Source organism: Archangium violaceum (genome assembly GCF_016859125.1).
Classification (GTDB): domain Bacteria; phylum Myxococcota; class Myxococcia; order Myxococcales; family Myxococcaceae; genus Archangium; species Archangium violaceum_A.
Map to the genome: position 1 here is coordinate 2,038,001 of NZ_CP069338.1, position 13,511 is coordinate 2,051,511.

General features: G+C 70.5%; 11 protein-coding genes. 9 read left to right on the top strand and 2 right to left on the bottom strand.

Going from position 1 to position 13,511, the window contains the following annotated elements; all coding sequences use genetic code 11:
- Positions 1–41 precede the first annotated feature (41 nt).
- A complete protein-coding gene (locus tag JQX13_RS08715) occupies positions 42–419 on the bottom strand; it encodes a hypothetical protein (RefSeq protein ID WP_203408583.1) in 378 nt (125 codons plus the stop codon).
- Between the two features lie 203 nt (positions 420–622).
- Between JQX13_RS08715 and JQX13_RS08720 the strand changes: the two genes are divergently transcribed.
- From JQX13_RS08720 to JQX13_RS08735, 4 genes are all read left to right on the top strand, one after another.
- Positions 623–1,168: a hypothetical protein gene (locus tag JQX13_RS08720; RefSeq protein WP_203408584.1), complete on the top strand. Its 546-nt coding sequence runs from the start codon at positions 623–625 to the stop codon at positions 1,166–1,168.
- A 241-nt stretch (positions 1,169–1,409) separates the two neighbouring features.
- Complete coding sequence (locus tag JQX13_RS08725; protein WP_239014623.1) at positions 1,410–2,453, top strand: helix-turn-helix transcriptional regulator; 1,044 nt, start codon at positions 1,410–1,412, stop codon at positions 2,451–2,453.
- 83 nt (positions 2,454–2,536) lie between these two features.
- Complete coding sequence (locus JQX13_RS08730; RefSeq protein WP_203408586.1) at positions 2,537–3,715, top strand: metallophosphoesterase; 1,179 nt, start codon at positions 2,537–2,539, stop codon at positions 3,713–3,715.
- Positions 3,712–5,055, top strand: a complete 1,344-nt coding sequence (locus JQX13_RS08735) for a hypothetical protein (protein WP_203408587.1) — start codon at positions 3,712–3,714, stop codon at positions 5,053–5,055. Before JQX13_RS08730 ends, JQX13_RS08735 begins: the two co-directional genes overlap by 4 nt.
- A gap of 15 nt (positions 5,056–5,070) precedes the next feature.
- Here the strand turns inward: JQX13_RS08735 and JQX13_RS08740 are convergent, their stop codons facing one another.
- On the bottom strand, positions 5,071–6,420 hold the full coding sequence (locus JQX13_RS08740; RefSeq protein ID WP_203408588.1) for a thioredoxin family protein: 1,350 nt from the start codon (positions 6,418–6,420) through the stop codon (positions 5,071–5,073).
- A 193-nt stretch (positions 6,421–6,613) separates the two neighbouring features.
- Between JQX13_RS08740 and JQX13_RS53805 the strand changes: the two genes are divergently transcribed.
- From JQX13_RS53805 to traB, 5 genes are all read left to right on the top strand, one after another.
- The gene (locus JQX13_RS53805; protein ID WP_239014624.1) at positions 6,614–6,874 is read left to right on the top strand and encodes a hypothetical protein; all 261 of its coding nucleotides are present in this window, start codon (positions 6,614–6,616) and stop codon (positions 6,872–6,874) included.
- Between the two features lie 455 nt (positions 6,875–7,329).
- On the top strand, positions 7,330–9,072 hold the full coding sequence (locus tag JQX13_RS08750; protein WP_203408590.1) for a GTPase: 1,743 nt from the start codon (positions 7,330–7,332) through the stop codon (positions 9,070–9,072).
- 272 nt (positions 9,073–9,344) lie between these two features.
- On the top strand, positions 9,345–9,707 hold the full coding sequence (locus JQX13_RS08755; protein WP_203408591.1) for a helix-turn-helix domain-containing protein: 363 nt from the start codon (positions 9,345–9,347) through the stop codon (positions 9,705–9,707).
- A gap of 149 nt (positions 9,708–9,856) precedes the next feature.
- A complete protein-coding gene (gene traA, locus JQX13_RS08760; protein WP_203408592.1) occupies positions 9,857–11,863 on the top strand; it encodes an outer membrane exchange protein TraA in 2,007 nt (668 codons plus the stop codon).
- On the top strand, positions 11,860–13,506 hold the full coding sequence (gene traB / locus JQX13_RS08765; protein WP_203408593.1) for an outer membrane exchange protein TraB: 1,647 nt from the start codon (positions 11,860–11,862) through the stop codon (positions 13,504–13,506). The genes traA and traB overlap by 4 nt, the downstream gene beginning before the upstream one ends.
- Positions 13,507–13,511 lie beyond the last annotated feature (5 nt).

Genomic DNA, 13,511 nt, shown 5'->3' on the forward strand with positions numbered 1-13,511 from the left:
CCCAGCCCCGAGCGTGCGTCGCCTTCACGTACCACTTCCACTCACTCCTGGGGCGGCTCGGACTCCGGCATCACCAGCTCGAGCCTGTAGCCACGCACCCCAGGAGGCAGGGACACCTCCACGAGCGGATTCTCCGCGAGCAGCTCCGGCGTCACCGGCAACCGGATGAGGCCGTTCACGTCGCTCGTCACGTTGACGCGCCCCTGGCCCGTTCCGAGGAGCACCCGCGCTCCGGAGATCGGCCGCTCATACCCCGGCTCCACCACGCGCAACAGCACGTCTTCCACTCCTCGCGCCTCCCGGGGCTCGAGCCGGGACACCTCCGGTGGCAGCACCTGCCGGTAGTACGGGCGCAACACGCAGGCCGACAGGCCCAGGGACAGCACGGCGGCGCACAGCAGTGGACGCATGGGACGCATGGCTCACTCCATCCAGGCAGGCAGGGGCACGAGGGAGGCGCAGCATACCGGCCGGCCGCTGGTCGCCAAGCACCGCCATGCCCGCCCGGATGCCCGGCCACCAATGAGGCCCCCCCACCTGTCTCCCGCCACGGGATGTCACATCTTCAACAGCACCAGAACCGCGGCGGAGCCTTCCGCCCCCACCCATCGGGAGAGCACGCATGTCCGAAACCATCGACCCCAAGAACCCCAGGCCGCAGACCCGCCGTGAGGTGCTCGAGCGGGGGACGCGCGAGCACCCGGTCCAGGGTGGACCCATGATTCACACCACCGCCACCGAGCCCCTGCCCGACATCGTGGAGAGCAACTACCGCGAGGAGCTGGTGCGCGAGACGCCCGCCAACGGCATGGAGCTCAGGCACCGCGGTGTCGCCATCGGGGCCTTCACCATGGTGTTGATCAGCTCCATCACCTTCTTCATCCCGGGCCTCAACGCCCTGCTGGGTGGACTCTTCGGCGGCTTCTTCGCCAGACGCTGGGGCCGCGCGTTCGCGGCGGCGGCCATCGCCTCGGTGGCGGTGCCCGCGCTCTTCGCCTTCCTCTATGGTTGGGATACGCCCGACATGCTCTACCTCTTCTACGGCCTCGGCTTCTGGGGCTGGAGCCTGCTCAACGCCGCCGGCATGTTCATCGGCGCGGCGGCGGGCGTGTACTCGCGCCCACTGGCGGAGCGGCGTCGCTTCCGGCGCGAAATCTCCGTCCGCTAGCGATTCACGGCCGGGAAAGAGCGAACGGCGCATCATCATTGTTTGAGGTTGGGGCCACGCGGGATGAGGGGAAACACATAGCCCCCCTCATCCCGCGTCCCCGTGTTTCGCCTCACGCATCGATCCTTGGCATTCCATTGGAACCACTGCCTATATTCGGAACAGCGTGGAACCATTGACTTCGCAGGATCAACGGCTTCTGGGGGACCTGCGCACCCTGATAGACACGGTGGAACCTGGAGTGGACGTCCTGCCAGCACTGGTGGACTCGCTCCGGGAGATGCTGCACGCGGAGCGAGTACTCGCCTATGGCGTGGACATCGGGCCCGAGCGCTACCAGGTGAGCTTCCTCCATATCTCTGGCTTTCCCATGACTCTGGAGGAGCGCCTCGAGGGTCTGAAGGGGCTCGTCAGCGCACGGCGCGACCCGTGGGGGTACTTCAATCCTGCCTGTCCCGAGCCCTCCCAACGCAACCGGGTGCTGCAATTCCAGGTCCCCGGGAGGGACACCCCCGTCGAGCTCCTCCTCCAGGAGGAGCGGCTCGCGCCCTGGAAGAAGCTCGGCATCGCCACGGAAGAGCTGGCGCGGATGCACGACCAGGTCCGCGCCGTCATGGGTGACTTCCTCCGGGTGATCGGGATGGAGCAGATGGTCTTCCTGCGCGTGCTCGTCTGCGACGGCCCGGCCCTGCTGGGGTGGGTGGGGGCGATGCGCTCGGCGCCCTTCGAGGCGCGGGAGGTGAGCCTGATGAGGGAGCTCATCCCGTCGATCCAGCGCAGGATGAAGGTGGAGTCGCGCCTGCGCGAGGCGGGGATGCTCAGCGCGGCGCTCGAGGGGGCGCTGGAGGCGATTGGCCAGCCGGCGTTCGTGGTGTCGGCCACCGGCCGAGTGGCGCATGCCAACCACGCGGGGAGGGCGTGGCTCGGGCAGAACGCGGAGCTCGTGGCCGAGGCCCTGAGGAAATACCTGCGCGGCGAGCCCGGGGAGCAGCTGTCCTTCATGCCGTTGCGCCTCGCGGGCGTCCCCCCGCACTACCTGGCCGTCATCCAGGGCGAGCCCGCGCAGTCCTTCGCGCGCATGCACTCGGTGAGCGCGAGCTGGGGGCTCACGGCGCGTGAGACGGAGGTGCTCGGACGGCTGGTGCGCGGTGAGTCCAACAAGGCCATCGCCCTGCACCTGGGTTGCGCGGAGCGCACCGTGGAGGTCCACGTCACCCGCATCCTGGCCAAGGCCCAGGTGGAGAGCCGCTCGGCGCTCATCGCCCGGTGCTTCCTGGCCTCCTGAGCCCGGCGGGCAACCGGACAGAGGACGACACACCCGGCGGAGGAGATGCGGCGCCGTCGGGCCCGCGGGACTAGGATGCGCGCGTGAGCACACCCCGCATCGAGGCCGCCCTCGCCCGCGCCACCGAGGCCGCCCACCGTGGCCCCCATTCGGCGCCGCCCGACGGCCATCCCCGCCCCCGGCACCTCGCCATCGGGGATCCGCAGGCGGACATCACCCGCTTCCTCGCCGTGCTCGACAGGCATGGCCTGCTCGGCGCGGATGGCTGGCTGCGGCCAGAGGTCCAGCTCGTGTCGGTGGGGGATCACTTCGACTGGGGCAAGGCCCACGAGCGCGAGGAGATGGCCACGAGCGCGCTGAGGCTGGTCGCCTGGATGGCCGCGCACCCGGCCGACCAGGCGGTGCTGCTGCTGGGCAACCACGACCTGGGCCGGGTGGGCGAGCTGGCCGGCTTCACCGACGCACGCTTCGCCGCCGCCCAGGCTCGAGCGGACCTCCTCTACCGGGGGGACGACACCGACGAGGCGAGCGAGCGCGAGTTCCTCTCCCACTACCCGGAGGTGCCCAACGTCGAGCTGGTGGCCCGCGACTTCGGCAACTTCCGCGAGATTCAACGGGACTGGGTGGCCTGGCTGCTGCGCGCCGGGCGCTTCCGGGTGGCCCACGCCGCGGCGGAGCACCTGCTCGTGCTGCACGCGGGCGTCACACGGGAGGACCTGCACCTGGTGGGGGTGCCCGAGTCCCTCCAGGCCCACGCGCCCACGGTAGCGGACACGCTCAACCGGGCGCTCGACGAAGCGGTGGCGGACTGGAAGCAGGGCCCCTTCTCCATCCCCGGGCTGCACCACCCCGGCAGCGCCGCGTACGGCGAGGGCCGGGGCATCTTCTACCAGCGCGCCAGCCTCCTCCCCGAGGACGCGCCCTGGCGCGCCGCCACGCCCCGGCGCCGCTTCGACCCGTACCGGCTTCCACCCGGCCTCGTCCAGGTGGTGGGCCACACGCGCGACAAGCGCAGCCGCGAGCTGCTCATGCTCCCCCTCGAGGAGACCCGGGACGGCGTGTTGCGCCACCTCGTCACCGATGGCACCACCCTCCATTACCGCCACGGCCCCCCGCCCCCGACCGGCCCTGGCGAGGCGGTGCTCGTCTTCACCGACGGCGGCATGCGCGAGTCGCCGTTGGAGCGCTTCGAGCTCTTCGACCTCGACGCCCGCGAACCGGCACGGCCGATGGAAGACGCACCCCGGGGAGGACAGGGATGATGACGCGGAGCTTCGTGGGACTGGCGCTCGTGGGCGCCCTGGGTCTCGGTGGTTGTGCCGGACACTCGCGCACGGGGGCGGGCACCCCTCCGGAGAGAGAGGCGGAGGCACGTCTGGCGGAGGACGCGGAGGAACAGGCGGAGCGGGATGCCTTCGCCCAGCGTGCCATCCAGGCCCTGCGCGCCGCGGGTGAGACGCGCGCCATCCATTATGACGCCGAGGGCTTCCTGCTCCGGCTCGGCGACAAGGACGGGAGCACGGTGTTCCTGTCCAACTTCTTCGACGAGTACCTCGCCGCCTCTCCGCGAAAGCGGGACGAGGTCTTCACCCGGCTCTCCCGCGTGCGCGCGCTTCCGGAGATGCCGAAGACGTTCGCCGAGGCCCGGCCCGACCTGCTGCCGGTGGTGCGCGGGCGCACCTTCTTCGAGCAGCTGCGGCTGATGGTGAAGGACGGCGCCGAGAAGCCGGTGCCCATCTCCTGGAGACCCCTGGGCACCATCCTCGGCGTGGGCCTGGCCTTCGATGGGCCGGAGACGCTGCGCTACCTCGGGCCCGAGGAGCTGTCCCGCTGGGGCGTCTCCTTCGACCAGGCGCTCGGCGTGGCCCTGGAGAACCTGCGCCAGCGCAGCACCGAGCCCCTCGAGCAGCTCGCCCCCGGCACCTGCCAATCCCCCTGGGACGACAACTACGCGGCCTCGCGCCTGCTGCTCGACGAGGTGGTGCGCCGCTGCGAGGTGCGCGGGGCGCCGGTGGTGCTCGTGCCCCATCGGGATCTGCTCCTCATCACCGGCTCCGAGGACGAAGATGGGCTGCGCCAGGTCGCCAGCAGGGCCATGAAGGCGGTGATGGCTCCGCGCGCGATGGACGGCCGCGCCCTGCGCCTCACGCCCGGGGGATGGGTGCCCTTCATGCCCGAGCGGCTCAGCAATGCCTGGGCGGACTTCCGCCAGTTGGAGCTCTACACCCGGGCGCGCGACTACGCCGAGCAGACGCGGCAGTTGGAGAAGCTCCACGAGGAGCGGGGCGAGGACGTCTTCGTGGCCGCCTATACGCCGTACCAGGACGAGCGCGAGCGCAGCATCAGCTACGCCATCTGGTTGAAGGGCGTGGACTCCCTCCTCCCGAGGACCGACGTCATCTTCTTCATGGACCCGACGCTCGGCGAGGAGGCGCCCCCCGTGGGCATCGCGCGGTGGGAGGCGGTGGAGAAGGTGGCCGGACAGCTCCTCACACCGGTGGAGGGGCTCTACCCGGAGCGCTACCGGGTGAAGGGATTCCCCACCGAGGAGCAGCTCGCCCGGTGGCAGAACGACCCGGGTGAGCTGCTCGACGAGGAGTAACCCCGAGCGCGAGGCTCACTTCGCCTTCACTTCCGTCAGCTTCTTCTCGAGCGAGGCCACCATGCGCGGGGAGGCCTGCGCCCCGGAGAGCGTCTTCGCGTAGGTGATGGCGTCCTCCAGCGTGCGCACGGCCACGTCGCGCTCGCCCCGGGCCAGGTGGATCTCCGCCCGCTCCGAGAGCACGCGCAGCCTCCGGCCTCCCTGCACCTTCGCCAGGGCCCGGGTGCTCGCGGCCAGCGCATCATCCAGCCGGCCCAAACGCCGATAGAGGTTGGCCAGGCGCGCGGGCGGGTTGTAGTCGTCCGGCAGGTCCCTCTCGCTCTGCTCGATGGCCGGCACCGCACGCATCGGGGTCCCCAACACCAGCGCCGCGGACATGCGGTGTGAATCGAACACGGTGCGCGCATCGGGCGTCGGCGCCCGGGCCGCCTCACCCTCGAGGAAGGTGAGCCACTGCTCGGCGAGCCCCTTCGCGCCGGGCTCGTCACCCGCCGCCCTGCGGGCCTCGACGAGCAACTCATACACGCCCGAGCGGTCATCCGCCGGCATGGAGATGTCCGGGGAGAGCGCCTCGCGCCCCTTCTCTTCCAGCGCCGCCTTGAGTTCCTTCGCGCCCTGGGTGCCGGCCGGCACCTGCAACACGCACATGAGGCCGAGGCCCGCCGCATTCGCCCACGAGGCCGAGTGCGGCACCCGGGGCAGCTCCGTCAGCGCCGTCCGAGCGCACACCTCGTGGCGCTTCGCCCCGTATTGCGCGACGAGGAGCGACTCCAGCGCGCGGCCACGGCGGGACCAGTCGGCCGGTGCCTCGGCGAGGGTCTGGGCGAGCACGTCCGCCGCCTCGGCCGCCTTGCCCTCGCCATAGAGGGCATCCCCCCGGGCCAGCAGGGCCTCCGGCCCCTCGGCTCCGCCTCGGAAGGCGCGCTCGCCATCCTCGAAGAGCTTCTCGAGCTGGGGCACGGTGGCGCTGCCCGCGAAGCGCACCAGGGCCTTCTCCTCCTTCGGGTCGATGATGAAGAAGGTGGGCCAGCTCTCGACCGGGTACTTCTCCTGGAACACCGCGTTGCCCGGCAGGTCGGTGTTGATCTCCAGCCAGACGAAGCGCCCGGCGTGCTTCGCGAGCGCCGCGTCCGTGAAGACGTAGGCCTTCATCGAGCGGCAGGTGTGACACCAGGGAGCCCAGGTATCGACGAAGAGGGGCAGGCCCCTCGCCTTCGCCTCCGCGAGGGCACGCACGTAGTCATCCTCGATGAACGGCAGGGGAGCCTGGGCTCGCGCGGCTGGCGGCTCGGACACGGCCGGGGTGCGCGCGGCGGAGCACCCCAACAGACCCACGAGGAACAGGCTGGAGATGGGCGATCTCATGGGCCCGGCACCCTACTCCGGGGACGAGCAGGGGAGAAAGCAGGCCACGTCCGGGGCGAGGGGGGGGCGATATGGTAGGGCGGAGAGCACCCGCCCTCAGGTCATCCGCCGTCAAACGGCGCACTTCAGCCTCCTCACCCCCTTTGAAGGACACGCGAGCGGCCGAGTCCTCCTCATCGACGACGATCCGAGTATGGTGGAGTTGCTGCAGGCGCGCCTCACGCGCCGCGGCTTCACCGTCACCTCACTGACCGATCCCAACGCGGCCCTGCCCCTGGTGATGGAGCAACCCTTCGACGTGGTCCTCACGGACCTGAACATGAAGGGGCTGACATCGAGCACTTCGTTGATGTCTCGCGCCGTGGCGAGCGGCGTATACGACTACGTCCCCCTCCCCCTGGACCCGACGGACCTCGTCCGGAAGGTGGGCCGAGCGCTGCGCTCGCGCCGCTGAGCCCCCTGCCCCTCCGAGGGGACTGTGGCGGATCGCCCCAGTCCCCAAATGCCGCACCGGTCCCCCTCTCCCCTCATTTCCCGGGGACGCGCCGGCACGGACCCCTCCCGAGCCCCTCCAGGCACCGGCCTCCTTCCGAGGCGGATGCCCTGGCACGCCGGTCGTAATACCCCTCCGCGACCCGCTGCAAAGGCCGCTGGAGAACCCCATGAAGCGCATCGCCCTGGCCGTGCTCATGACCCTCACCATCGCCCCGAGCGCCCACGCCGCGCTGGAGGACGAGGCCGCCCGGGAGATCCGCCTGCTCCGCGCCCAGTCCGCGCGCCCCCCCAGGAGCAGCCCTTCCCCAGGCCGGCCTCCCGCTTCGTGGCCCGAGGCATTCGTCCAGGGCCGACATACCCCACACGTCTTCCATGGGCATCCGGCCCGCTACGTGCTGTCTTCCGGGCGAACGGATGAAAGACCTCGCCCACCTGCGCACCGCGCTCGAGTCCGCCCGCGACACCCTCCCCTCCCCCGAGAGCTTCCCGGAGGCCGCCGACGCGGACACCGCCCGTCGCCTCCTGGAGCGCCTGCGGCGTGACCTGCTGCCCCGATTGGGCGGCGCGGACGCGCCCCTGCTGCTGGTGGCCATCGCCGGGCCGAACAACGTGGGCAAGTCCACCCTCTTCAACGCGCTGGTGGGCACGTCCCTGTCCCCCGCCCGTCCCGAGGGAGGCCTCACCAAGCAGTGCCTCGCCGCCGCGCACCCGGACACCTGGACGGGCTCGCTCAAGGACTTCCTCACGAGTCGCTACGACATCGTCCCCGTGGCCTCGGGTGAGGCCGCGCCGGTGGACCAGGCGGGGCCGGCCGGGCGCCTGTACCTCGTCCTCGCCGAGGCGGTACCCCGGGGCCTGGTGGTGATGGACACGCCGGACTTCGACAGCGTCTACCGCGACAACCGCGAGCGCGCCGAGGCCCTGCTCGTCACCGTGGACGTGCTCGTCTTCGTCGTCAGCCGGCAGACGTACCAGAACGCCGCGCTGGTGGACTTCCTGCGCGCCGCCGTGGGCCATGGGCGCCCCTACCTGCTCGTCTACAACGAGGCCACGCGCGAGGAGGTGGCGCGCGGGCACCTGGAGAAGCTCGCCTCGGACGTGGGCCACCCGCCCCTGGCGCGCTACCTCGCCCCGCACCAGCCGGAGGTGGAGGCCGGAGAGAAGCCCCTCGCCACGCACCCGCTGGATGGTGCCCCTTCCCTCGCCGCGCTGCTGGGTGAGGCCGAGCACGTCCGCTCCCTCAAGGCCCGCGCCCTGGAGGCCTCGCTCCGGGACGCGCGCGCGGAAATGGAGCAGCTGGCCCGGGCCGCCACCGCCGCCGCCCACGAACCGGAGCGGTTGCGCCAGCGACTGCGTCACGAATTGCTCACGGTGGGCCGTCACGCGGCTCTCAAGGCGGTGCCCGCGGACGTGCTGGTGGAGGCCTTCCGCGACGAGCTGGACGCGCGCAGTGCCTTCCACCGCTACGTGCGCCTGCCCTTCCGGGGACTGGCCACCGCCCTCACCTTCCTCTCGCGCCAGGTGCGCCGCTCCTTCACCGGCCCCGAGCCCACCTCCGCCCCCGTGGTACAGGTGACCGAGGACACCCTCCGGGATGGAGTCCGGCGGATGGTGGAGCTCTTCGCCCCGGAGGTGGCCGCATGGCACGGAGATGCCCGGACGCGCGAGCTGCTCTCCGAGTCCTTCGGCCCCTCCCACCTGGCGCGCCTGGACGAGCCCCTGGGCTTCGAGGCGCTCCACGCCCATGCGGCGGACCGCGACAGCCTCTACACCTTCTGCCGGGGGCTGGTGGGCACGGAGCTGCAGGGCGGCATGCGCGAGGAGCTGCTGCAGACCCTCACCACGCTCGTCTACTCGGTGCCCTCGGCGGGGGCCGCGGTGGTGACGGTGGCCACCGGCGGCTTCGGCCACGACGCCGTCATCTGGGCCGGGACGCTCCTGTCCACGCCCCTGCTCGAGCGCTTCGTGGACCTGCTGGGCGCGGACATCCGCGAGCGCGTCACCCGGAAGTGGGCCGACGCCCACGGCACCACCCTCGCCCAGGCGCTCGAACGGCGCTTCTTCGCGGACCTGCTCGGCCACCTCGACACCCGGGTTTCGGACTGGGCTCGCACCGCTTCCACCCTGTCCGAGACGACCTGGCGGATCTCCTCCTGAACACCCGCCGTGTCAGACCCCCCGGGCATTCTGTGTCCAACCGCATCTCGCGGACCACGAGGGCGGGTGGGAGTGCTTCGCACATGGGTTGTCCCGAGGGGGGAATGGGGTCGGTCGCAGGGGACGGAGGCCGTGTGTTCCGGCCTTCGCGGGAAGCAGGAGAGAACAGGGTGACTTTAGAAATAGGGTTGAACAAGTGACCTTTACAGTCCTGTTCCGACAACCTGATGCGTCGTATTCCGCCTTGCCTACACTGTAGGGTGGGTTCAGGAATGGACAAGAAACTGGCGAAGACGATTGGGGAGGCCGCCCGTTCGGCCCGACTGCGTGCGCAGCTCACCCAGGCGGATGTAGCGGAGATGGTCGACCTGGTGACCGAGGTGTACGGCCGTATCGAGCGCGGCGGCATGGTGCCGAGCGTTCCGACCTTGCTGCGGCTGTGCCGCGCGCTGAGGATTTCCGCGGACGAGTTGTTGGGCCTGGCGGGTCCGGATGGGTCGTTGAAGCTCGCCGAGCCACCGAGCGAGCAGGGTGAGAAGCCGGAGGTCCGCGCGGTGTTGCGCGTGCTGCGTCAGTTGGACTCCGGGCAGATCAAGCTGTTGGGCCGCCTGGCCGTCGCCCTGAAGAAGGAGTGAGCCGTCCACCAGGCCATCCACCGCTAGAGGCCGAGCCGGGAGCCGGGTACACTCCGTTCCACCCCCCACATTCCCCCCGGCCTTTACTTGACCAGAGAGGTTAGGTCAGGGGATCTTCCCGGCCCGTGTCCGTGCACCTCTTCCGAAGAATGGCCGCTCTGGCGGCGACGTTGCTGGTAGGGCTGGCCGTGACGGCCCGCGCCGAGCAGTTGCCCACCGTGGTCATCACCGGAGATCCGGTGGCCCCCTCGCCCACACAGCCAGGAACTGGCTTGTGTGTGGCGTCGCGAGTGTCGACCGACCCGGGGGTGGACTTCCCACAGAGCAACTCCGGCTTCAGTGGAGGGCTGAACTCCTTCCTGGAGAGTCCTCCCGACAGCGCCAATCCCAACGCCCGCGTCACGTCGGTACTCCGGACGCTGTTCGATCTCTCGAACAACAACACCTCCGGGTTGAAGCTGAGCTACGGCGACTACGAGAACGCCGTGTCGGGCTGCCCGAGCGGGGGCTGCGACTTCTACGGTGTGGACCCTGCCTCGCCCTTCGGCAGCCGCCTGCGTGGTTACCTGAACGTCACCTCGGACATGCTGGGCCTGCCGGTCCACTTCGGGTTCTACGCGGATGACGCGGTGGCGCTCGCCATCTACGACAGGAGCTCCCGCGCCTATCAGGTGATCAACCGGCCACCGCGGCTCGGGTTCCCGACCTATCGCACGACCAATAGCGTCACCTTCGCGAAGGCGGGCCTCTACCCGGTCGAGGTGCTCTACGCGGAGGTGGGTGAGCACGCCGCGCTTGAGCTGGCGATCCTGGTCGGGACGTTCAGCGACTTCGAGAGGCCGGCGAACGAGGCGCCCGTCATCAGACTGAGTGACGCGGGCTTCTCCCTGGCCAGCCCCACCGCGTTCTACCAGACGGAGAACGGGCGCCCGTCGTACCCGGATCTGGACCAGTGCCAGCAGTGCAACCGCGAGTTCGCGAACAGGGCTGGCAACAACGGATGCGACCCGGGCTACTACTGCAACGGAGCCGCGCTGTGCGCGCCCTGCGAGACCTCCTTCTTCTGCGGCCCCAGTTGCTCGCCCTGCGGCCCCTCCACCCCCGAGTGCCTCAACCGCAACGGCACGTACACTTGCGTCCAGTGCACGGATGACTCGCAGTGCCCGAATGGCCGCTGCGACCCGACCACCAACGAGTGCCGCGGCTGCAAGACCGACGACCACTGCCCCAGTGGCCAGCACTGCGGCGCCGACAACGAGTGCCACGAGTGCACCACGGACGCTCAGTGCCCGCGCGGACAGGTCTGCGCGGACAACACCTGCCAGGCCTGCTCCACCCAGGACAGCTGCGCGGGAAACTCCTGCAACTGCTGCCCCGGCGGGCTCAAGTGTGCCGCGCCCACTCCCGGCGCCTCCCCCACCTGCGTGGAGTGCTCCAATGATGGCGACTGCGCCGACGGCAAGAAGTGCGACCTCGCCAACGGCCGCTGCGTAGAGCAGGTCGCCGAGTGCAACACCTCGGAGCGCTGCGGCGCTCAGTGCGCCAAATGCCCCTCCGACCGGCCCTACTGCCTGGACGGCCAGGTGTGCGTCGAGTGCCGCTCGGACCTCGAGTGCGGTGACGGCAAGTTCTGCCTCAGTGGTGAATGCGCCTCGTGCACCACGGACAAGCGCTGCGGTGGGCGTTGCGAGGCCTGCCCCTCCGAGGCGCCCTTCTGCATCACCGACGGTACCTCCGCGGGTAGTTCCTGCGTGGGCTGCCGAGAGAACGCCGACTGCGGCCCCGGTGGCACGTGCGACCCCACCACGCGCACCTGCGGCACCTCCACCTGCTCGGTGAGCTGCACCGAGGGCTCGGTGTGCTATGGCGACACCTGCGTCCAGTGCTTCGCCGATGCCCACTGCCCCTGCGGCGGCACCTGCGACACCGCCCTCAACGTCTGCACCACCTCGTGCGACGACAGCAACGACTGCCTCGGCGTCCAGCACTGCTCGGATGCCACCCAGCAGTGTGAGCGCGGTCGACGCAAGCCCGGGACCGAAGCGCAGGGGGGCGCCTTCTGCTGCGGCACCACCGCGGACAGCACTCCCGGCGGCATCGCCCTGCTCCTGCTGGTGGCGGCCTTCCTGGCCCTCCGCCCGCGAGGCGCCGCGTGAAGCGCTCCGTCTTCATCCCCCTCGGCCTCGCCGTGGGGCTCCTCACAACGGGGCTCGCCTCCGCGCAGGACGCCCGCTTCGACGTCCAGGCCTTCCGTCCGTTCGGCGCGGCGCAGGACCTGGTCACCGTCGGCCAGACCCGCCCCATCTCGCACCTCTCCGTCTCCGGCGGTGCCTACCTCAACTTCGCATTGGATCCCCTGGTGCTCGTCACCGCGGGCACCAACTCCAAGGCGCTGAGCATCGTGGGCAACCGCCTCCAGCTCGACGTCATGGCGTCCGTGGGGCTCCTCGACTGGATTGAGCTCGGACTGGACATGCCCCTGGTGATGTTCCAGAGCTCGGACAACCTGGAGGCCATCGGCACCGAAGGCTTCATCCAGTCCTTTACCCCCGGAGACCTGCGCCTCACCACCAAGGTGGCCATCCCCGGCCTGCTGCGCGAGCCGGACGGCTCGGGGTGGGGCGGAGCGCTCACCTTCGGCATGGGCCTGCCCACGGGCATCCAGGACGCCTTCACCAGTGACGGCGCCACCACATGGACGCCCGGCCTGATGATGGACTACCGCTTCGAGTCGGGAATCCTCCTGGCCTTCAACGCGGGCGTCTGGCTGCGCCCGCCGCGTGAGTTCGCCGGTGTGAAGTGGGGCAACGCCGCCACCTTCGGGATTGGCGCCGAGGTGCCCATCGTCCGCGGTTGGGGCGTCACCGCAGTGAGCACGCTGTCCGGCAGCACGCCCCTGGACAAGTTCCCCGACGATGTGCGGCAGATCCCCGCCGAGTTCCTCCTCGGCCTGCGCTGGTACAGCGGCCTCGGCCTCACCTTCACCGTTGGCGGTGGCGCCGGCTGCGGCTGCTCGCTGACAGCGCCCACGCTGCGCCTCTTCACCTCCATCATCTGGGTGCCGGCCATCACCAAGGAGTACGAGGCCATCGAGCGCTTCAAGGAGCCGCCAGAGCCGCTGCCTCCGCCCCCGCCGCCCGTGGACCCGGATGGGGACTCCGTCATCGGCGAGGGCGACCGCTGCCCGAGCGCCGCCGGCCCCGTCGAGAACGGCGGCTGCCCCGATACCGACAAGGACAGCGACGCCGTGGTGGACCGGCTGGACCGCTGCCCCGAGCACCCCATGGGCTCGCGTGGCCGCGATGGCTGCCCGCTCGCGCGCGTCGAGGGAAACAAGATCGTCATCCTCGACCAGGTCCACTTCGCCACGGACCAGGACGTCATCCTCCCCGAGTCCTTCCCCATCCTCGAGGAAGTAGCCAGCGAGCTGCTCAAGCACCTGGAGATCCAGCGGGTGCTCGTCGAGGCCCACACGGACGCGCGCGCCAGCGACGCCTACAACAACGACCTGTCGCGCCGCCGCGCCGCGAGCGTGATGAACTTCCTGCTCGACAGCGGCATCGCCGTGGAGCGCCTGTGCTCGGCTGGCTTCGGCCGCAGCCGCCCGGTGGCCGCCAACGACTCCGAGTCGAACATGGCGCTCAACCGCCGCGTCGAGTTCACCATCCAGCCGCCCGTCAATGGGCCGCTTCCAGCCTGCCCGCCGGATCCCGCCGAGCAGGCGCTTCCGCCGGTCAAGCAGGGCAGGGGCAAGCGGCAGTCGCCGGAGCCCACCAGGTCCGCCTCGGACGCTCGCTGAGAGTG

Excerpts from the sequence above, each read along its gene's own strand:
- JQX13_RS08715 (WP_203408583.1), bottom strand. The coding sequence starts at position 419 with ATGCGTCCCATGCGTCCACTGCTGTGCGCCGCCGTGCTGTCCCTGGGC.
- JQX13_RS08720 (WP_203408584.1), top strand. The coding sequence starts at position 623 with ATGTCCGAAACCATCGACCCCAAGAACCCCAGGCCGCAGACCCGCCGT.
- JQX13_RS08750 (WP_203408590.1), top strand. The coding sequence starts at position 7,330 with ATGAAAGACCTCGCCCACCTGCGCACCGCGCTCGAGTCCGCCCGCGAC.
- JQX13_RS08740 (WP_203408588.1), bottom strand. The coding sequence starts at position 6,420 with ATGAGATCGCCCATCTCCAGCCTGTTCCTCGTGGGTCTGTTGGGGTGC.
- JQX13_RS08735 (WP_203408587.1), top strand. The coding sequence starts at position 3,712 with ATGATGACGCGGAGCTTCGTGGGACTGGCGCTCGTGGGCGCCCTGGGT.
- JQX13_RS08755 (WP_203408591.1), top strand. The coding sequence starts at position 9,345 with ATGGACAAGAAACTGGCGAAGACGATTGGGGAGGCCGCCCGTTCGGCC.
- traA (WP_203408592.1), top strand. The coding sequence starts at position 9,857 with ATGGCCGCTCTGGCGGCGACGTTGCTGGTAGGGCTGGCCGTGACGGCC.
- JQX13_RS53805 (WP_239014624.1), top strand. The coding sequence starts at position 6,614 with ATGGTGGAGTTGCTGCAGGCGCGCCTCACGCGCCGCGGCTTCACCGTC.